The organism is Paenibacillus vortex V453 (genome assembly GCF_000193415.1).
Classification (GTDB): domain Bacteria; phylum Bacillota; class Bacilli; order Paenibacillales; family Paenibacillaceae; genus Paenibacillus_AQ; species Paenibacillus_AQ glucanolyticus.
In genome coordinates this window covers 588,179-607,395 of sequence record NZ_ADHJ01000037.1, presented here as the reverse complement: position 1 = coordinate 607,395, position 19,217 = coordinate 588,179, and the positions used below count along the sequence as shown (strand labels likewise).

Here is a 19,217-nt window from a genome sequence, read left to right as displayed (position 1 = left end):
TCCTCATAAAATTTAAATCGTTTACATGACAGGGTTTCACAGGCCGATGTGGAATATGAAAATTGACGATAACATAGTTCTAACAATTGGGAGCTATATTTATATTACAAAACCAATATCCCAATACTCAGGAGGAATAAGGAATGTCACAATTGATTAATTTTGCCCACCGCGGCGCATCGGCCGTATGCCCGGAGAATACGATGGCAGCTTTTGCAAAGGGGCTTGAACTGGGAGCTACCGGGATTGAAACCGATGTTCAGATGACCAAGGACGGAAAGCTGGTTCTAATCCATGATGAGAGCGTAGCACGTACGACGGGAGCCGAAGGACTTGTCAAGGATTACACTTATGAGGAGCTCTCTTCATTGGATGCGGGTTCATGGTTTGGAGCTGCATTTCAAGGCGAGCGCATTCCGCTGCTGGAGGAATTGCTGGAATTAACAAAGAATCCGGGCACAATCGTGAATATTGAGCTGAAGAACGGGGCGATTCAATATCCGGAGCTGGAGAAGCGTGTAATCGAGGCAGTAAGACATTACGGCATGTCGGAGCAAATCGTAATCTCAAGCTTCAATCACTATTCGCTGGTAGAGTGCAAGTTAATTGATCCTGAAATCCGCACGGGCCTGCTGTATGGGGAAGGCTTATACAAACCGTGGGAGTATGCCAAGCTGGCAAAGGCCGATGCCATTCATGCATATCATCGAGCGGTTCTCCCGGAGTGGGTAACGGAAGCGAAGCTGCACGGCGTTGTTTATCATCCATGGACGGTGAATGACGAGGAACAGATGAAGGCTTTGATCGATGCAGGCGTAGCGGGAATTATTACCGATTACCCGGATGTGCTCAGCGGATTGCTTCAAACCAAGGGAGTGTGACCCTGTGAAGAAAACATGGCTGCTGGGCTTTGGTTTTTTCAGCATTAGCATAACATGGGCGCTATATAATGCTTTTGTGCCCTATTTTCTGGAGGATTACATATCCAGTGTCGCATTGATCGGTTTTTTTATGACAATTGATAACTACTTTGCTCTATTCTTGCAGCCATGGATTGGAAGTCGAAGCGACCGGACACATACCCGGTTTGGGAGAAGAATGCCTTATCTGCTTATCGGAATGCCGCTGGGCGCCCTGTTTACGGCGATCATACCGTTTCATACCGGAATGGCAACACTCATTCTGTTCATGGTTCTTATGAATCTGGCGATGAGCTTGTATCGTTCACCGACCGTCTCTTTAATGCCGGACATTACAGAAGAGAAGCGGCGGACAAGAGCCAACGGCGTTATTAATTTTATGGGTGGCATCGGATCGATACTGGCTTTTGGCGTGGGCTCGGTGCTTTACAAAGCCCATCAGTCCTTGCCGTTTATAGCCGCTGCCGGCATAACGCTTGTATCTTTATTTATCCTAATGACATTTATCAAGGAGAAGCGTGACGCACCCGGCTATCAGGCCCAGACTGCCGCCAAGCCCAAAGTTTCCTTCAGGAGCCAGCTCGATCGGACGACAGTGCTGCTCTTGGCGGCGATCTTCTTCTGGTTTGTAGCCTATCAAGGCGTAGAGACGCTGTTCACATTGTATGGCAAGAATGAGGTAGGGCTGACCGAATCGCAGGCTTCCTTCTCCTTAACGTTTTTTTCACTTGCTTTTGTGCTGTTTGCTATTCCAAGCGGATGGCTTGGCGGCAAATTCGGCAAAAAGCGGATGATTCTCATCGGTGTCAGCGGTCTGCTGATTGTTTTCTCGATGGTACCGCTGGTCGATTCGCTGTTATTGCTCCGCATATTGCTGACGGTGGGTGGGTTGTTCTGGGCATGCATCAATATCAATTCCTATCCATTCATCGTATCAACAGGATCGGAGGACAGCATCGGAACACGGACAGGGATGTACTATTTGGTGTCATCGCTCGCGGCGATCTCCTCACCTCCTCTTCTGGGCAAGCTCATTGATGGAATGGGGTATTGGATTCTGTTCTATTGTGCCGCGGGCAGCATGCTGCTCGCCTTGATCTGTGTGCTGATGATTCGTTATCCGGAAACGGCAAGCCCCTCCACACCGAAGGGAGCGACTGCCGGCTTATCCTAGCGGATGAATATGTCGTGACCGAAGTTTTGGCTCCTGCTTGTTAGTGCGGAATAACATTGACGAGAGTCGGTTAGCGCAGGTAGAATCTTATATCAGATACACCCGTATCGAAATATGCCGGCGAAGGTGCAGGAGCTGATTCTTAGGTTGACTACTATTTATGATATTGCGAAGAAAACAGGCTATTCGCCTACGACGGTGTCCAAAGTCTTCAACAACTATCCGGATGTCAGGGAGAAGACGAGGGTCAAGATACTGGAGACCGCGAAGGAAATGGGCTATCTTCCGAACGCGAATGCCAGGTCTCTAACGACCAAGCGTTCATGGACCATCGGTATACTGTTCGTAGAAGCAACAGGAGCGGGGATTCGTCACCCTTACTTTGGGGCTGTTATCGAAAGCTTCAAGAAAATCGCCGTCTCCAAAGGGTATGATCTGATGTTTATTTCCAAGGATGTTGGCGGACGGAGAAGCAGCTACGTGGAGCATTGTAAAATCCGCGGGGTCGACGGTGTAGTTGTCATTCTCTCGAGCAGCGATGATCCTGATTTCCAGGAGCTGCTGGACAGCGGCATCCCTTGCGTTATTCTGGATTCCTCGCCAGAGAAGGCCCATTCCGTCTGCTCCGATAACATCGAAGGAAGCTTGCAGGCACTTCGGTATCTGCATTCACTCGGACATCGCAGCATCGCCCATATCTCCGGCGGATTGAATACGTTTGCAGGCGAGCAGCGTCAGCAGGGCTATGAGCAAGCTCTTCGCGAGCTGGGTTTGACATTCAGGAAAGAATACATAACAAGCAGCGACTTCTTCTCCATGGAGAGCGGATATGACGCGATGAACGGGTTGCTTGCACTGCCGGATCCTCCGACAGCTGTTTTTGCCGCTGGGGATTTACTTGCGCTTGGAGCTATTCGCGCCGTGCAGGATCGCGGCCTGAATGTGCCTGGGGATGTGTCGATTGTCGGGTTTGATGATATTGAGATGTCCCGTTACATAACCCCTGCGCTCACGACCATACGTCAGCATACAGAACAGCTGGGCGCTGTTGCCGCCGAGATATTAACGTCTTCGATTGAAGAGCAAGATACCGCGGTGAAGTCGGTTATGCTGCCTGTTGAATTAATTATTCGGGATTCCTGCCGCCCGGTCACTTAGGTGAACCTGAAAGAGCAGGCCTATTTTTACACCATTTCGAAACCGGTTTCGAAATTTATTTAAGGGGGATACGAACATGGCAAATTACCGTTTTGAGAAGGATACCTTTGTTATCGAGCAATATGATCAAGCCAAGACCTTTTCCAGCTTTCTGCCGGGCATTGCAGGTTTGAAGGGAATTCCGATGTGGACTTTTTACGTGAATCGGGGTCAAGGGATATGCAGCTTCGGGATACGCGACAAGAACTCGCCGATTATGGAGTTTTCGCCAGCTAATATTGCATACAAGAATGTGTCTGCTACAGGATTTAGGACGTTTATCAAGCTTGCCGGGACCCCGTCCGTCTACGAGCCGTTTCAATCCTTTCAACCCGACCCGCAGGCGCAGCGAACGATGTTTATTCGTCAGAATGAGCTGGTGATCGAAGAAGATCATGCCGGAAACGGACTTCGCACCTCGGTATCGTATTTCCAGCTGCCTGGAGAAGACTTTGCCGCGCTGGTCCGTGAGGTTAAGATAACGAATGCTGGAACTCGGAACGTATCGTTTGAGCTGCTGGACGGTTTGCCGGAGATTTTGCCTTACGGTGTTGCGAACAGCGGCTACAAGGAGATCGGCAACCTGCTTCGCAGCTGGATGGAAGTGGAGAATCTGGATCAAGGCATCCCGTTTTATAAAGTGCGCTCCAGCACGCATGACGAGGCGGAAGTGAGCGAGGTTACGAACGGTCACTTTTATCTGTCATTTGATCAGCACGGGAAGTTAATCAAGCCACTCGTAGACTTCGAGCTGATATTTGGTGGGAATACATCACTAATCTATCCCGATCGCTTTGCCACAGCGTCCATCGAATCGCTGGCACAGACGATACCCTATGCTGTGAACAAAGTACCCTGCGGCTTTAGCGGCTTGCCGGCTGAGCTTGGGCCCGGGGAGTCGATAACCATCTACACTCTGGTTGGTCATGTGAATGACATTACCAGAATCAATAAACGCTCAAATGATTTGTCCTCGCCTGCTTATATCCTCAGTAAGCGAATGGAGGCAGCCGCATTGACGCGCGAATTAACCGATGATGTTGCGACGAATACGGGGTTGTCCGATATTTGATGAATACAGCCGTCAATCCTATTTGGACAATTTCTTGAGAGGCGGGTATCCGTTTATATTCGATAACGGGAAGGAAGGCGCCGTTGTCCATCTGTACTCCCGTAAACACGGGGATTTGGAGAGAGATTACAACTTCTTCTCGCTCGCCCCGGAGTATTATTCGCAAGGGAATGGCAACTTCCGGGATATGAATCAGAATCGACGGAATGATGTGTTCTTTAATCCCAAGGTGGGCACATTCAATATCCGGATGTTTTTCAGTTTGATCCAAGCTGACGGGTATAACCCCTTAAGCGTGGAAGGGACCAAATTCCGCGTGACTGAAGGTATGGAGGAGCAGCTGGAGAAGCTGCTGCGCGCCTCGGTGTCCGGGGATGGGGATTACGATAAGCTGAAGGCGGTCTGTGGCGGCGATTATACGCCAGGGAACATCATAAACGCGATTGCGGATCAGGGCATTGAATTGTCCATCGGCGAGGAACCCTTCTTATCCAAGCTGCTCACCATCTCCGAGCAACATTTTGCAGCATCTTTTGGTGAGGGATTCTGGTCGGATCACTGGACATATAACATGGATTTGGTTGATGCCTATCTTAATATTTATCCTGACCGTTGTGAGGAACTGCTGTTTGGCGAGAAAACGTATTCGTTTTTTGACAGTCCGGTTTATGTGCTTCCGCGGCACGAGAAGGTTGTGATCAGCCGTGGCAAGGTTCGTCAATATGGTGCCCTGCTGGAGGATGAGGAGAAGCTGATGAAGCTGGGCAGAAAACGGAACGCGGCGGAATGGCTGCGGGTTGACGGCGGGAAGGGCAGCATATACCGTACCCATCTGTTTGTCAAAATGATCTCATTATCACTCAGCAAAATGGCTACACTCGATCCGTACGGAATGGGGGTCGAGATGGAGGCCAACAAGCCGGGCTGGAACGATGCAATGAACGGCTTGCCGGGCTTGTTTGGTTCAGGCATGAGCGAGACGATGGAATTGAAGCGCATGGTGGCTTTTATTGTGGATGCTGCTGAGCAGTTCAGCCGGCATACCATTCAAGTACCGGAAGAGATTGCTTCCTATTTAGAAGGTGTATTTGCTGCCGTGCAGCAATATCATTCCGGGGCATTGGATTCTTTCCGTTACTGGGATCAGGTGGCGGGATTACGCGAAGCCTACCGCGCTTCCGTAAGGTTTGGCATTACAGGCCGCGAAGTCGAGTTGCCGGTGAAGGACGTGAAGATCATATATGCTGCATTCCTCAGCAAAATTAATGAAGGGATTGAGCGTGCGGAGCAGATGGGAGGCGGAATCGTGCCGACCTATTTCCGGTTTGAAGTGGAGCAATTTGAGGAGATACGGGATGCGGAGGGGAATCCGGTGATAACCGGATACGGCCTGCCTGCCGCTAAAGTACTCGGGTTCAAACCCTATGCGCTTCCGCACTTTCTGGAGGCGCCAGCCCGGGGAATGAAACTCGCCGGTGAGGAACAGGCTAGAGCGATGTATGAGCGAATCAAGGCTTCCGAGCTGTATGATCCGGAACTTGGGATGTACAAAACTTCCGTCAGCCTTGAGGAAGAAAGCGACGAAATCGGGCGCATTCGTGCTTTTACAGCCGGATGGCTGGAGCGAGAATCGGTATTCTTGCATATGACGTATAAATATTTGCTTTCTTTATTAAAAGCCGGCTTGTATGACGAGTTCTTCTCGGAGATCAGGTTATCTCTTATTCCATTTCTGGACCCGGCAGTGTATGGACGAAGTACACTGGAGAACTCCTCCTTTATTGCAAGCAGCGTCAACCCGGATCCCCATGTCCATGGACGCGGTTTTGTGGCTAGACTTAGCGGATCGACGGCCGAATTCCTCAGCATGTGGATTACGATGATGGCAGGGAAGCAGGTATTCCGTTACGAAGACCATCAGCTTCAGCTGCATTTGAACCCCGTGCTCCCGGCTTGGTTGTTCGATGAGAACCATGAGGTATCTTTTACTCTCCTCGGTTCCGTCAAGATTACGTATCGTAGTAAGCGCACCGCCAATACGTATGGACAAGATGGGGTTCGTATCCAGCGTTTGACCCTGACGACAGTGGATGGAGATCAGGTTGAGGTAGATGGGCCGATTCTTTCAGGGAAATGGGCACATGAGGTTCGTAACGGGAATATCCAATCGATTCAAGCTGATATGGGGTAAAATAGTATCCCCAAACCAACAGACCGCCAGGCAGCAGCCGGGCGGTCTGTTAGTTTTCCTGAAGCTGCCCTTTATTCCTCGGGCGGCTTTTTATGTTTGGTTGTTAAGATGGAGCTAAACGAAATGCCTATGGCAACACCAATCGCTATCCCGATGGCGATGTTATTCATGGCGACGCCAATCGCAATGCCGACGCCAATTCCTATACTTACGCCTAATGCCGTATTGTTCTTTTTCTTTTCCATATTGCTGTCACCTCCGTCTTCATGATGCTGCTATACCGTTACTTCGCCGGGTCTCCAATCATCCTTGTCCTTGTGCTGGAGGATGTTGATCACAGCCATAGAAATACGGCTGCTTCGTATTCTTTCACTTGCAAGTCCTCTTGCTGCAACCCATAATAGGTATATCGATTTGCATACATAAATGAAACATCATCTTAGAGGGTTAGGAGGGGGCTGCATGCAGTGGATTGCAATGCTGACGATGCTGATTGATCATGTGGGGCTCGTGTTTTTTCCAGGCCAGGAGATTTGGAGAATTATCGGCCGCATTGCTTTTCCGATTTATGTATACGCTCTGGTTCAAGGACATCATTATACTTCTTCCAGGCCCAAGTATATCATGCGGCTGGCTATCATTGCAGCGATTTCCCAAATCCCGTATCAGCTTGCTCTGGATCCCAGGGGACTGAATGTGGTCGTAACGCTGGTTGCCGGAGCATTGGTGCTGTATGTGCTGGAACGCTCGGAGTCTTTGTTGCTATCAACGATGCTGGTCGTTGCCGCCTGCGCCTTGATGAGTGAATTTCCGTTTGATTACGGGGCTTACGGTTTGCTGCTGATCTTGATTTTCCGTTATGCGCAAGCCAGCTGGCTTGTTTTTCTTCATATTTTATTAAACGTGATGTTCTGGTTTCTTAATAACTGGGAACTTCAGATGTGGAGTGTGATTCCGACGGCGATGATAGCTTATGGTCCGCATCTATGGAAAAAACTTGAGTCCATCCGGGTAAGCCAGTGGGTATGGCGTTCATTTTATCCTCTGCATTTACTTGCGATTGCATTATTAAGGGTATTTATATAGAGAGGTCCTGATTAGGTCATACCTAATGAATGGAATCCTTTACAAGGAGAGACATACATGTTGAATATAGCAATTGCTGCATGCGTCCTTTTGTTTGCTGCAGCGGGTTACATTGCGTTCATGAATTCCAGAATAATTGCGGATAAAAAACGGGAAGCATACATTCCTCCGCCCCCTTCGGAATATACCGTTTATATGACACCTCAATTCTCCGAGGAGGACAAAAGATCACTTGCTCCCATCGGCGTGATGGAATTCCGTGATGCGCAAGGGATGATGAAGGTTTATCTGTGCCGGGTTAAAAATGAGAAGGATGACTTGCAGCTGGAGCAGGCCGGTAACGTGTTTCTTCATCACCTGACCAAGGCCAGAGATACCGGCGCACTCATGTTTTACCGTACAGTGGAGGAAGCGCTGCAGGGACCGGAGGAGAAAAGCTTGACGGATCGAATCTCTGCGGTCGCGAAAAAAAAGGCGAGAACAGAATAGGCTTTCCGGGTCAATCCACCTACTTGCGGGGTAATAAAGAATTAAAAGACCGAAAGGAGATTTTCCGAAATGAAAACATTTAAAATCGGAAGGACATCGGTCTCCGTCTTTATAGGCGATATTACGACATGGACGGGCGACATTATCGTCAACGCTGCCAATTCGGGACTGCTGGGCGGAAAAGGTGTGGATGGCGCAATTCATAGCGCCGGAGGACCGGAGATTATGGAGCAGTGTATGGAAATTCGCAAACAGCAAGGCGGATGCCCGCCAGGCAACGCTGTTATTACGGGAGCGGGCAATTTGCCTGCCCAGCACATCATTCACACCGTTGGCCCGATATGGGAGGGTGGTGGACGGCGTGAGGAGCATACTCTGGCCGAATGCTACCGCAATAGCTTACTGCTTGCAATAGAGGTCGGTGCGAGAAGCATTGCCTTTCCTAATATAAGCACAGGTATCTATGGGTACCCTAAAGCTCCTGCTTGTGATGTTGCGTTAAAGGCGGTTACCAAACTGCTGGAGGAGGATCTTCCGGATAACCGTCTGGAGCGGATAGACTTCATTTGTTTTTCTCCCGAGAATGAAGAGCTCTATGCTCATTGGCTTGAGCAATTCATCCAGGAGAAGGAGGCGCAAATATAAAAAGCAGGGGCGCAAATTGCGCCCCTGCCGTTTGTTTGGATGTCCTTACATATGATAAGAGCCGTTTGGCTCAAACAATACCCATTCCAGCATGGTGATCATATCGTCAAGACGAGTTTCCTGATGGAGAAGGGAACTGCGCTGAGGACTGTTCTCTTCAAGAGACGTTAGTCGGGTCTGCAGCATTTTCTTTTGCATTGTAAGTTCATTGATCTTGGATTTGATTTGATTTTCTGTTCGCATGGTATAAATCCTTTCGTTTGGTATGAAATCCACCACTTTACCCAATATTATAGCATTTGATGCTGCTCATGACGAAGGAGCGGGGCCGATATGACAAATGAAAAGAATATGAAGAAAATCGCGGCAGAGCATGCAGCGAAGTATGTGCAGGATGGAATGAGGATAGGCCTCGGTACAGGGTCTACTGCTTATTACGCCATTTTAAAAATTGGAGAGATGGTCAGAGGAGGACTTAACATTCAGGCAGTGGCTACCTCTGAAGCATCCGAGAGGCTTGCTGTTGAACAGGGGATATCCCTGACACCCGTACAACATATGGATCGTCTGGATTTGACCATTGACGGAGCGGATGAACTGGATGATCGTCTGCGGTTAATTAAGGGCGGAGGCGGAGCGCTTCTTCGGGAGAAGATTACCGCCTATCAAAGTGACCGGCTCGTGATTGTCGCCGATGAGGTCAAGCAAGTAACTCAGCTAGGAGCTTTTCCACTGCCTGTTGAAATTGTACCGTTTGCTTATGAGTGGACGGTTCAGTCACTGGCCCGGCTTGGGTGTTCGGTGCAGATACGCCGCAACCTGTCCGAAGGGTTTTATGTCACGGATAATGGGAACTATATTGCGGATTGCAAATTCCAGCTCATTACCCACCCCGAGGAATTGAGTATGCGCCTTGGCTCCATTCCGGGCGTAGTGGAACACGGGCTGTTTATCGGTATGGCGGATCAAGCAATTATTGGCTGTCAGGATGGAACCGTTCGGATATTGCATTCCGGCAGCTCTGAGGCTAAGAATATATTTGACAGTTGATCCGGCGTTCATTAACCTTAATTACATGATATCTTTCGGAGGGTGAAGTATGTCGGATATTCAAGAACAAGAGGACTACCCATTATATTTGCTGGTGGTGCTGGCTAGAGCTTATAACGCAGTCATGACGCATTCGAATCGGAGCATCAACAGTCACGGACTGAATTCCACGGAATTTGGTGTGCTGGATGTGTTATACCACAAGGGGCCGCAGCCGCTGCAGAAAATCGGTGAGAAGGTACTAATTTCCAGCGGTAACATTACATACGTGGTGGACAAGCTCCAGAAGAAAAACCTGCTCGTCCGCCGGGCTTCCGCTGAGGATCGCCGCGTTATTTACGCTGAGTTAACCGCGGAGGGGAAAGAATTCTTTGAAACCATCTTCCCGGTTCATCAGGAGCTGATGGTGAAGGTGCTCAGTGGTTTGTCGGAAGACGAGAGAGCGCAGGCGGCCGTTTTGCTGCGGAAGCTGGGTATCAGTGCTGAGAAGATGTTATAGTCCTAGTTAAAACAGATTGGAGATTAGTATGCTTAAAGATATAACTACGCAGGCTATGCAGCAAGAAGTGAAGGAATTGCTGGAATACTCGGTCTTTCCGGATCCAGAGGCGGTGGAACGCGCGGCCTCATCTTATCAGACCGGTGAAAGCCGGCTATTCGGATATGAAGAAGACGGGCTTCTAGTGGGAGTCATCGGTTTTGACGTTGAGCAGGACGAGCTTACGATAAGACATATCGCGGTTCTTCCCGAGAATCGGGGTAAGGGGTACGGACGGGGCATGATTCTGGAACTGCTGCTTGAGCTTCAGCCCAAACCGGATCGTGTCATTGCGGAGACGGACGAAGAGACCGTGGACTTTTACCGCAATATCGGATTTGAGGTTTACAGCCAAGGGGAGAAATATCCGGGTGTAGAGAGATTCCGTTGCATTTATGAGGTCGAGGAATCAGAAGAATAAGCTGTTTTTGACATAGAAAGCATGTTCATCGTTGTGAAGTGGAATTAAAATTGCCATTCGAGACAATATACCGTTTCCCGTTCAAGGCATGATTCATATAATGTCGTAACGAGCGGGCAGGGGGTGAACATGTTGGTGTACCATTATACCGCTGTCGGCGATTCCTTGACCTTCGGGTTTGGGGCCGATGCCAGGCAGCGGTTTTGTTCCGTTATACCGCCGGATGGCGGAGGAGAAGCTTCGCCAGTTCGTAGCCCACGAAAATCTGGGAGTCAACGGATTAACCTCGGATGAGTTATACGATCGGGTGGTTCAGTCTCCGGCTTATCGTTATCATCTGCAGCAGGCCCAGATTATAACGATATCCATCGGGGGCAATGATCTGATACGTGCCGTGAAGTCCACCGGGGGGCGTCCGAGCCGGGAAGTGCTGGATGCTGCATTGTATCGCTGTCAGAATCATGTAGCAAACATCGTCGGACATATCCGGAAAATAAAGTCACCTGTTAGCAAGCCGTATTATATTCGTGCTATCGGTTTGTATAATCCTTATCCGGTCTGGACAGAAGCTACGGAATACGTAGTTCGGTTCAATCGGCATTTGTTGGGGTTAAGTGATGGCTATTTTCGTATTGCTGATGTGTACTCGCAATTCTCAGGCAGAGAGAAGGAACTGCTGTCGGTGGATGGCATTCATCCAAACAGCCGAGGGTACCGAGTCATTGCAGAACAGCTAAACCGGCTTGGGTACAAGCCTCTGGGTTGAAAAATGTTTCATCAGACAAAAAGGGCGTCCATTGGTCATTTGACCAGTGAGGACGCCTTTGTTGTATGTTCTACAATAATTTCCGAAAAAAACTCCGTACAGCCCATTTGCGTTCCTGCCGTTTTTTATATTTAGGCAGTGATCGATAAACGTCCAGCGATTCCTGATAAGATTTCTTGGCATCCTCGGTCCTTCCGAGCGATTGATACATATAACCAAGTAAATAGTAGGCCTCGCTTGAGGAGGAGTGAATGGAGTGGAACTGCTCCAAATATTGCAACGCTTTCTCGCGGTCAGTATCTCGGAACGTATCAGCGAGGCGCAGATAAGGCCGGCCATATTTGACCCTTGGGTTGATCTCCAGTGCATGAAGAATATCAGCCTCGCCTTGAGCGATGCTGCCGGTATGTAAGCGAGCGCTGCCCAGATCGTCCCAGAACTCGGCGGAATCCTCCGAGCTTGATTGAATGGATTCGAGAAGCTGCAATGCTTCCCCATGCTTGCGCCGCTCCAGAAGCAACCTGGCAAGCTCATGCCGGGATGAGACATCGCTTGGGCTGACTGTAATCTGTCTGCGCAGCTTGGAGATATTTCTTGCACGTTTGATCGGCTTCGTAAAGCTTGGGAATATACCGACAAAACGGCGATCCAGCACATAGACAATGAGAAGCAGAACCAGGATGGCTGTAAACGGATTGCCGAAAATGTAAAACAGAAATCCAAACAGTATTAATTTAATCAAACAGATCCCTCGATTTCTATAGAATGTATAGCACAAATTATACCATATCATGAATTTTTTTAGGATGAAATGTCTTCGGTTCTATAGACCTTGATGGCATGCGCATGTCGGAATAGGTCATAGGTATTGAAAGACGGTCGAAGATAACCGATATAGTGTAGTAAAGAGGTGATAATCATGGCGAAAAAGGGACAGATATTCCATCATTACAGTTTCGAAACGAAGAAGAAGGCAGTCGCCATGCGGCTGGAAGGAATGACTAAGAAAGAAGTAGCATCCGCCTTGCAAATATCAGATATCGGACGGCTGAAAGTATGGATGCGTAAATACCGTGAATTTGGCGAGGAAGGTTTGGTCGATCGTCGCAGACGAAATTCAACTCCAGACCATGACAATGAGCGGGATGAACAAGAGCAGCTTGCACAGGTTTAAGAAGTTAACAGTTACATGAAGGCGTGATGAACGACGGATCGTTTCATTACGCCTTTTTGATATGGGATCAAGGAGAAGGAATGGCGTTCAACAAACCCCTCTCCAGACACATCTGGGCCAAATCACTATTCTTATTTCGAACAGGCGACAGCCTAGTCCACTTATAAGCCACTGACATAACATGTGGTATGTTCAAAAAAGGAGGGATTCATGTGAGCGGAGTAGTAGAAGGTTATGGCGGTTATGGATATGGTTCTTCTGTTGGTGCTATTTTGGTGTTATTCATCTTGTTGGTGATCATTACTCGCGCATTTATCTAATCCATCTTTTGAATGAACAATTCAAATGAATCAATAGGTGAATACCAATCAGGCAGCATGAGCAGTCACAACGACAGACCGTTCCAAGGGAAGGACCGACTCCTTTGGACGGTCCTGTTTTTTTTGGAGAGAACTGTCTGTGAAAAATAAAGTTATTCATCGCGGATTCAATATTAAATTGAGGATTTGTCGAAAATTGTCTGTTTATTAGTAATGTTTGTCCTATATAATTTTAGTATATTACCGATAGGACGGTGTCACGTGGATATTGTATTATACATTGGTTTGGGGATTTTAGATGCATTGGCAATGCTGCTGCTGATCATGAAATTATTTAAACTTCCGATTTGGACGTACCGCTACAAAATAGGTGGATTTGTTCTTTTTATTGCCGTTTTCTCTTACATAATAAGGATTGTTTTGGAAGTCCCGCAAATCGATTTGCCCTTGCAGTATATTTTGTTAGCGTTGTTTTTACGGTTGGCCGTGAAAATAAAATTGCATCTGGCAGCGTTCATGTGCGGAGCGGGAATCACAGCCTATGCCGTGCTGCAAATGGTACTCTATTTTATTTTTCAATACACGGGTATTATGTCGGTCACAGTTGTACAGCAATCTATGGGCTGGCTGGTCTATTTGCTGCAAGCGACCTCCATTCTGTCCGCGTATTTAATCTCATATGGCCTATATCGTTTTAATCTCGGGTTTTCCTTCATCCCCAGCCCTCCTCATGATTTCTATTCCAAGGAGGACTACCTCTCTGACCATAACTATGTTTTGGTGATCGGCAATGTGATTTCTGTTATTACGATTTGTTTGACGTTAGTGTTATTGTATCGTGCAAATCCACTTGGATTATTGGTGTTGGCCATTATGAATTATGCGATGCTCTATTACTTCTCTAAACGGAGGGAGGATCATGATTCTCGAAAGCCTGTCGAAATGCCTGGCAACCCAAATAAAGGAGGCTGACCCGGAAGGACCCGGTTCCATTGAGGTGCTGACCTATGGAATTGGATTGAAATTGAACCTGTTCACCTGTCTGGTGTTGACAGCGCTGTTCGGAACCATACTGGATACGTTGGCAGGTTCTTTTTTCGCATTGTTTTCCTTTATGGCTCTTCGAAGGTTTTCGGGAGGAGTTCATCTGCCCATTACACTATGTTCGATCGTCACAGCAATGGCTGCATCGATTATTCCCTTGATCACCATGTCGCCATCGGCAATCCTGTGTGTGACAACGATCAGTTTTGTGCTGATGCTGATTTATGCCCCGCAATATTATGAAGCCGTTCGTCGTAGCCGGTGGGAACCATGGTACAAGTGGATTGCCGCCTGCATCGTAGGCAGCAATTTTGTTTTAGTATCCAATATTTTGGCATTGGCGTTTTGCTTGCAGGCTGTATTAATCGTGCCCCTATGGAAAGGACGAGAGGAGGTGAATTGGAATTGAAGCCATCAATAGCACGTATACTTGCCAAACTTATAACGTCGTCTGCACTAAAATCCGCCACGCAGCCCAAGAGCATTGTCGGCACGTTGCCGCTTCCTGATGAACTGAAGAACAACCAGAAATAAGCAATTATAACTATTCTTACTGGATGGAGTCGACACATGATGGTGCGGTTCATAACATAATGGATATCTGTATACAATAACGCCTCCAAGCAAACTACTTGGAGGCGTTAATCATTACATCATAATCAATATTACTTTTCCGTTCACAAAAGATACGATATCGAAATTGGAGTACCCCCAAGTTTCAATGGTTTTTCCACCACCAGTGGTAATGTCCTTGGCTGCCGGATTCCCCCATGAAAGCTGTACCTGCTCTTTGGTCATGCCGAGGGATACCTGGCCTGCTTTAATCTGTTTCCACACCGATGCGGACCATTTATATTTTTGATAGGGATCGTAATTTAATAATGAAGAACGATCTGCAAACAGCTGCATTACTTCGGATGACCGCATGGGATAGCTTTTCACTGTTTTTCCTGATGTTGATGTGAAGATAACGTTGAATTCACCTTTGTCGTCCGGCAAAATATCGCTTACCTTTAATTTGGAGAAGCGTTCCAAGCCTTCAAAATCGTTCACCCAATACGTTCGGCCGATAAATTTAACCAAGCTGCCCTGCATCGCTTTTTTGATCAATCCAGCCGTTTCGCTGGAGACAACGGTCAGGGTTGCATCTCCGAAGGAGATATCCGCTTGTTTCCACTTGGCATCCCAGCTGATTTTGGCTCCCAGCGCATCGGAGAACACAGCAGCCGGAATCAGTAACTCGCCTTTATCCGTAAGTGGGGCTGCCTTCAGACGTATAGGATTACCATTCAGGATGGCTTGGCTGCTGCCAGCTTTGAACGAAAGCACGTTCTCGCCAAACTTCGCTTCGATGCCTCCGTTTTTAGCCGAATACGTGCCGCCGAGTGCCTGAATGATGGTTCTCGCTGGAACCATGACATTCCCATTGACCTGTTTGGCATATTTCAAATTGCTGCGAAGACTGGACGATACCGTTACCGACTTAGACAGGCCGCCAGAGGTTACCGTAATCTGTGTCTTGCCAACGCCCGCAGGTTTTAGCGTGCCGTTCTTTTGCATGTTCATTAAATATGGCTTCTCGATGTCGATCCGGGCATCTTTAACAGGTACCTTGATCTTGGCCCCATTGGTGTAGGTTTCCTGGATACTCATTTCCAGTGTGTCCCCTACAAAAGGCTTGGCATCGGAAATCGAGATCGATAAGCTCTTAACGACAGGCACATCAACAGGCTTGTTCTGTCCACCCTTATGATGTATCCAGCTTCCATCCGCACGCTGTGCATAGAACCCCTCCGACAGATCCGTTGCATTCCCATCTATGGATGTCCTAATGATCCCGCTAAGTCCGGAGACCTGTCTCTTTGAGCTTCCAGCGGTCTTTATACACACCCGTTGTCCAAACAGTTCCGTCCTTCAGTGTCACAATCAGAAGATCCGTTGGCTCATTCGAGACATACACGATATGAACTGCATTCTGGGCCACGGTAACCGGTATGATGCGCCCGTTATCATCGAAGTTGGACGTCTCGTACACAACGACATCACCGTTGTCATGCAGGAGGGCAACACGCCCGCTATGAACCGTCATGGATTTAACCGTGACCGGGCTTTCCACGATGCCCAGCTTTTTGAATTGACCCCTTTTGTAGTTATCCTCCAACAGCAGCTCTCCGTTCGAGGACAATGCGGCAAATTCCTGATCCGCATTGGCGATCAGCATAATGCCACTGAGGCTCTTTGCTTTTTCATTGCCGAACCATACCGTCCCGTCTGACTTCAGCCAGTAGGAACCCGCGATCTGCTTCACACCGCTTGTTCCCGGAACGACCTGGGGACCCTTGCCGATGTCCCATTCCGCTAATCGGCCATCCTTCGTCATGCCGATGCCCCTATACTCATAACCACTGATGGCAGCGACTGTACCGGGTGTCCGGATAGCATGGCGCCCGTCAATCAAAGACCACATCGAGCCATCACTCATCAGATAGGTGTTCCTTCCCGCAATGTCTTTGATCTGGAGCTCGGACTCCTCCGCAAAAGCAATGCCTTGCGTTGTCCCAGCAAACCCAAGCCCTGCCAGCATGCTGAACAAGACGAGAATATACAACATTCTTTTCACTTACATGACCTCTCCTCTGTACAAACAGGAATATTTTTCAAACAGCTTAATTGATTTCGACAAAATAGCTGTTATTCCTGCATGAGCGAATGGCTTGATAGCATAAAAAGAGAATCAAAAAAACGCTCCCCGAATATGAGGAGCGCTTAACTTATTTATAAGCAGATGAGGTTACGCCACCAATTATAAAGATTTATTAAATACATCACTTTTACAAGCAATGAGAATTCATCAGTAGAAACCTATCTGAAACACTTCAGGATAAAGAAGAACAAACAGCATTTGAGGGTAACGGAAGAACAACATCAAATGATCCATGGCCGATCCATGGCCAGATCGAGGAATACAATCCTATGGCACTACTCATCACGAATTGCGGTCAAAGATCATTCAAGGAGCTACTTAAGGAGCAATAACGGGAATATCATTGTATTCCTGCATACTACTTATAGGAGCTTCCATGTTAATCAGGACATGGGTCACTCGTAGTGATAGTTTTCCGTTTTTTAAGTTAATAAGTAATACCAGACTACCGATATAAAGGTATAAACTTTAAGGGGGATATATAGCATGAAGAAAAGAGTTGTGTTACCTATCTTACTAGTAATGATGCTATTCTTAGGAACTTATTCTGTGGGAGCAGCCGACAATCAATGGATTATTAAGAATGATGCTCCGAATCCAAGAGTAGGGGCAGCAGTAGTATCAGTAAATGATAAAATCTATGTAATTGGTGGGGCGAAGGGTACGACTTCTTATGCAGATGTAGAAGAATACGATCCAATAACTAATACATGGACTACTAAAACAAGTATGCCAACAAAGCGTGGAGCAACCTCTGCAGCTGTTGTGAATGGGAAAATATATGTTATCGGAGGCTATACGGGTAATGTTCAAAGTGTATCGGGCGGAAGCTATTCGGCAGTTGTTGAGGCTTATGATCCTGTTACGGATACCTGGGAGACCGTGCAGTCAATGACGACTCCTAGAATGTGGCTATCATCTGCAGCATATAACGGTAAGATTTACACAATGGGGGGAGTTAATTCTTCTTCAGACAGATTGAGTGTTGTAGAGGAATATGATCCAGCAACAAACACATGGACAACTAAAGCAAATATGAGTATTGGCTACCATGCTATGTCCCTTGTAGCAACTGATTTAGGGATATATGCATTTGGCGGTGGTGGACCAGCTACTGCTACCACAAATACAGTAAAACTTTATTATCCAGAAACGGATACATGGGAAGTAATTGCTAACATGCCTTATCCAGCAGATGGAATCAGCTCAAGTATCTACAACGGAAAGATTTATGTTGTGGGAGGAGGAAAGTCTGGGAGTGAAAAAGCTATAGCAAATGCGTTGGAATTTGACACGATTACTAATTCGTTTAAACCAATAGCATCACTCAATACAGCAAGAACTGTACATGGAACAGCTGTGGCAAACGGAAAACTTTATGCCGTTGGAGGCACTGCGGTAACACCTTGGTATGGTGGAGTAGCAATGGTCGAAGAATACTCGTTAGCTGATGTTCCAACTGATCCAGAGACTCCACCAGTAGATCCAGAAGTTCCTAATCCAGAACCAGATGGTGATAGTGCTATTCTTGAAATCATGTTACAAAACGGAGTGGTTAAAGAATTCGATCTATCAATGGCTGAAGTAGTGTCATTTATTAATTGGTACGAATTAAAGGCTGAGGGACAAGGTTCAATAACATTCGCTATCGATAAACATGACAATAACAAAGGTCCATTTAAAGCAAGAAAGGATTATATTATCTTTGATAAGATCATTAATTTTGAAGTGAATGAATATTAGAAAGTAGTTCAAACTCCGAATATGTTACTAGAACGATTATAAGATTTCATAATTCATTTCGGGGTAAAACCAAAATTCCACTAAAAAAAGCATCATGGGGCTCTAAGGCTGATCGCGGGTCCTTCTAAGGCCACGGAATGAGTACTGGTGCGGAGGACCCCGCTAAGCTCCAGATTTTATTTCAAAAAAAACTTCCGTTTCAATATTTGCGAAATGGAAGCTTTTTTATTTTTCGCTTCGAAATTAATGCATCTGAATTGAGGATGATCCATATACCAAGAAAAACCGTATATTGAGATAGGATAATTGTCGGAAAGAAAGCGGAAGGGATTCGCTGATGGTTTCTTTCGTCCGGTGAATTAATTGTGCGTATAATTAATTGGAGGTGCTACTCAAATATGATACGAATAGGAGAGATGAGTATCACGTGTTGACAAAAAAACATAACTGACAATGGTTGATAGTTCTAGGTGAGAGCGTTGTTGACTAAACGTCCAAATTGATTTGGCTATGGGGAATTAACACGTGGGATACATGACGAAATGGAGACGTGGATTTTTCGGTTCAGTGACTATGAGTTCATGAATATTGAGCCGCAGCCTTATGAAGGTGAAAGAAGAGGATTGAAATAAACAATTGCTGAGTTGCTTTGTTTTATAGTCGTGCTTTTGAGACAGATTACG

23 protein-coding genes are annotated in these 19,217 nt (G+C 47.1%); 18 read left to right on the top strand and 5 right to left on the bottom strand.

What is annotated here, in order from left to right; all coding sequences use genetic code 11:
* Positions 1-143: 143 nt before the first annotated feature.
* The 5 genes from PVOR_RS20675 (at position 144) to PVOR_RS20660 (ending at position 6,554) form a co-directional block, all read left to right on the top strand.
* Positions 144-881 carry a glycerophosphodiester phosphodiesterase gene (locus PVOR_RS20675; RefSeq protein WP_006211408.1) on the top strand — a complete coding sequence of 246 codons (738 nt, stop codon included), beginning with the start codon at positions 144-146 and terminating at the stop codon, positions 879-881.
* 4 nt (positions 882-885) lie between these two features.
* Positions 886-2,094, top strand: a complete 1,209-nt coding sequence (locus PVOR_RS20670) for an SLC45 family MFS transporter (protein WP_006211407.1) — start codon at positions 886-888, stop codon at positions 2,092-2,094.
* Positions 2,095-2,241: 147 nt separating this feature from the next.
* Positions 2,242-3,252, top strand: coding sequence for a LacI family DNA-binding transcriptional regulator (locus tag PVOR_RS20665; RefSeq protein ID WP_006211406.1), 1,011 nt, complete (start codon positions 2,242-2,244; stop codon positions 3,250-3,252).
* Between the two features lie 76 nt (positions 3,253-3,328).
* A complete protein-coding gene (locus PVOR_RS32865) occupies positions 3,329-4,363 on the top strand; it encodes a hypothetical protein (RefSeq protein ID WP_327196572.1) in 1,035 nt (344 codons plus the stop codon).
* Entirely contained in the window at positions 4,326-6,554 is a 2,229-nt protein-coding gene (locus PVOR_RS20660) for a hypothetical protein (RefSeq protein ID WP_327196571.1), read from the top strand. Before PVOR_RS32865 ends, PVOR_RS20660 begins: the two co-directional genes overlap by 38 nt.
* Before the next feature lie 71 nt (positions 6,555-6,625).
* Here the strand turns inward: PVOR_RS20660 and PVOR_RS31090 are convergent, their stop codons facing one another.
* The gene (locus PVOR_RS31090) at positions 6,626-6,799 is read right to left on the bottom strand and encodes a hypothetical protein (RefSeq protein WP_006211405.1); all 174 of its coding nucleotides are present in this window, start codon (positions 6,797-6,799) and stop codon (positions 6,626-6,628) included.
* A 217-nt stretch (positions 6,800-7,016) separates the two neighbouring features.
* On the opposite strand from PVOR_RS31090, the gene PVOR_RS20655 reads away from it, so the two are divergent.
* From PVOR_RS20655 to PVOR_RS20645, 3 genes are all read left to right on the top strand, one after another.
* Positions 7,017-7,640 carry a TraX family protein gene (locus tag PVOR_RS20655; RefSeq protein WP_006211404.1) on the top strand — a complete coding sequence of 208 codons (624 nt, stop codon included), beginning with the start codon at positions 7,017-7,019 and terminating at the stop codon, positions 7,638-7,640.
* 57 nt (positions 7,641-7,697) lie between these two features.
* Positions 7,698-8,129: a hypothetical protein gene (locus PVOR_RS20650; RefSeq protein ID WP_006211403.1), complete on the top strand. Its 432-nt coding sequence runs from the start codon at positions 7,698-7,700 to the stop codon at positions 8,127-8,129.
* 69 nt (positions 8,130-8,198) lie between these two features.
* The gene (locus PVOR_RS20645; RefSeq protein WP_006211402.1) at positions 8,199-8,774 is read left to right on the top strand and encodes an O-acetyl-ADP-ribose deacetylase; all 576 of its coding nucleotides are present in this window, start codon (positions 8,199-8,201) and stop codon (positions 8,772-8,774) included.
* Positions 8,775-8,819: 45 nt separating this feature from the next.
* On the opposite strand, the gene PVOR_RS20640 is transcribed toward PVOR_RS20645, so the two are convergent.
* Positions 8,820-9,017 carry a hypothetical protein gene (locus tag PVOR_RS20640; protein WP_006211401.1) on the bottom strand — a complete coding sequence of 66 codons (198 nt, stop codon included), beginning with the start codon at positions 9,015-9,017 and terminating at the stop codon, positions 8,820-8,822.
* Between the two features lie 90 nt (positions 9,018-9,107).
* Between PVOR_RS20640 and rpiA the strand changes: the two genes are divergently transcribed.
* The 4 genes from rpiA to PVOR_RS20620 all read left to right on the top strand — a co-directional run bounded on the left by rpiA (position 9,108) and on the right by PVOR_RS20620 (position 11,549).
* On the top strand, positions 9,108-9,824 hold the full coding sequence (rpiA, locus tag PVOR_RS20635; RefSeq protein ID WP_006211400.1) for a ribose-5-phosphate isomerase RpiA: 717 nt from the start codon (positions 9,108-9,110) through the stop codon (positions 9,822-9,824).
* 49 nt (positions 9,825-9,873) lie between these two features.
* Positions 9,874-10,323 carry a MarR family winged helix-turn-helix transcriptional regulator gene (locus PVOR_RS20630; RefSeq protein ID WP_006211399.1) on the top strand — a complete coding sequence of 150 codons (450 nt, stop codon included), beginning with the start codon at positions 9,874-9,876 and terminating at the stop codon, positions 10,321-10,323.
* Positions 10,324-10,351: 28 nt separating this feature from the next.
* Positions 10,352-10,783 (top strand): GNAT family N-acetyltransferase, encoded by a 432-nt coding sequence (locus tag PVOR_RS20625; RefSeq protein WP_006211398.1) that lies wholly within the window; start codon positions 10,352-10,354, stop codon positions 10,781-10,783.
* Between the two features lie 187 nt (positions 10,784-10,970).
* Complete coding sequence (locus tag PVOR_RS20620; RefSeq protein ID WP_006211397.1) at positions 10,971-11,549, top strand: GDSL-type esterase/lipase family protein; 579 nt, start codon at positions 10,971-10,973, stop codon at positions 11,547-11,549.
* A 70-nt stretch (positions 11,550-11,619) separates the two neighbouring features.
* Here the strand turns inward: PVOR_RS20620 and PVOR_RS20615 are convergent, their stop codons facing one another.
* Positions 11,620-12,291, bottom strand: coding sequence for a tetratricopeptide repeat protein (locus PVOR_RS20615; RefSeq protein WP_006211396.1), 672 nt, complete (start codon positions 12,289-12,291; stop codon positions 11,620-11,622).
* A gap of 177 nt (positions 12,292-12,468) precedes the next feature.
* Here PVOR_RS20615 and PVOR_RS20610 point away from each other — a divergent pair, with 177 nt between their 5' ends.
* The 5 genes from PVOR_RS20610 (at position 12,469) to PVOR_RS32640 (ending at position 14,621) form a co-directional block, all read left to right on the top strand.
* On the top strand, positions 12,469-12,723 hold the full coding sequence (locus PVOR_RS20610; RefSeq protein ID WP_006211395.1) for a helix-turn-helix domain-containing protein: 255 nt from the start codon (positions 12,469-12,471) through the stop codon (positions 12,721-12,723).
* 212 nt (positions 12,724-12,935) lie between these two features.
* Positions 12,936-13,043 carry a YjcZ family sporulation protein gene (locus PVOR_RS29805; RefSeq protein ID WP_006211394.1) on the top strand — a complete coding sequence of 36 codons (108 nt, stop codon included), beginning with the start codon at positions 12,936-12,938 and terminating at the stop codon, positions 13,041-13,043.
* 261 nt (positions 13,044-13,304) lie between these two features.
* The gene (locus PVOR_RS20605) at positions 13,305-14,015 is read left to right on the top strand and encodes a hypothetical protein (RefSeq protein ID WP_006211393.1); all 711 of its coding nucleotides are present in this window, start codon (positions 13,305-13,307) and stop codon (positions 14,013-14,015) included.
* The gene (locus tag PVOR_RS20600; RefSeq protein WP_006211392.1) at positions 13,963-14,496 is read left to right on the top strand and encodes an accessory gene regulator B family protein; all 534 of its coding nucleotides are present in this window, start codon (positions 13,963-13,965) and stop codon (positions 14,494-14,496) included. Before PVOR_RS20605 ends, PVOR_RS20600 begins: the two co-directional genes overlap by 53 nt.
* Positions 14,493-14,621 carry a hypothetical protein gene (locus PVOR_RS32640; protein ID WP_006211391.1) on the top strand — a complete coding sequence of 43 codons (129 nt, stop codon included), beginning with the start codon at positions 14,493-14,495 and terminating at the stop codon, positions 14,619-14,621. Before PVOR_RS20600 ends, PVOR_RS32640 begins: the two co-directional genes overlap by 4 nt.
* Positions 14,622-14,735: 114 nt before the next feature.
* Here the strand turns inward: PVOR_RS32640 and PVOR_RS32095 are convergent, their stop codons facing one another.
* A complete protein-coding gene (locus tag PVOR_RS32095; RefSeq protein ID WP_234973029.1) occupies positions 14,736-15,977 on the bottom strand; it encodes a stalk domain-containing protein in 1,242 nt (413 codons plus the stop codon).
* The gene (locus PVOR_RS32090) at positions 15,928-16,707 is read right to left on the bottom strand and encodes a hypothetical protein (RefSeq protein WP_234973028.1); all 780 of its coding nucleotides are present in this window, start codon (positions 16,705-16,707) and stop codon (positions 15,928-15,930) included. Before PVOR_RS32090 ends, PVOR_RS32095 begins: the two co-directional genes overlap by 50 nt.
* Positions 16,708-17,277: 570 nt before the next feature.
* On the opposite strand from PVOR_RS32090, the gene PVOR_RS20590 reads away from it, so the two are divergent.
* Entirely contained in the window at positions 17,278-18,534 is a 1,257-nt protein-coding gene (locus PVOR_RS20590) for a Kelch repeat-containing protein (RefSeq protein WP_006211390.1), read from the top strand.
* Positions 18,535-19,217: the final 683 nt, after the last annotated feature.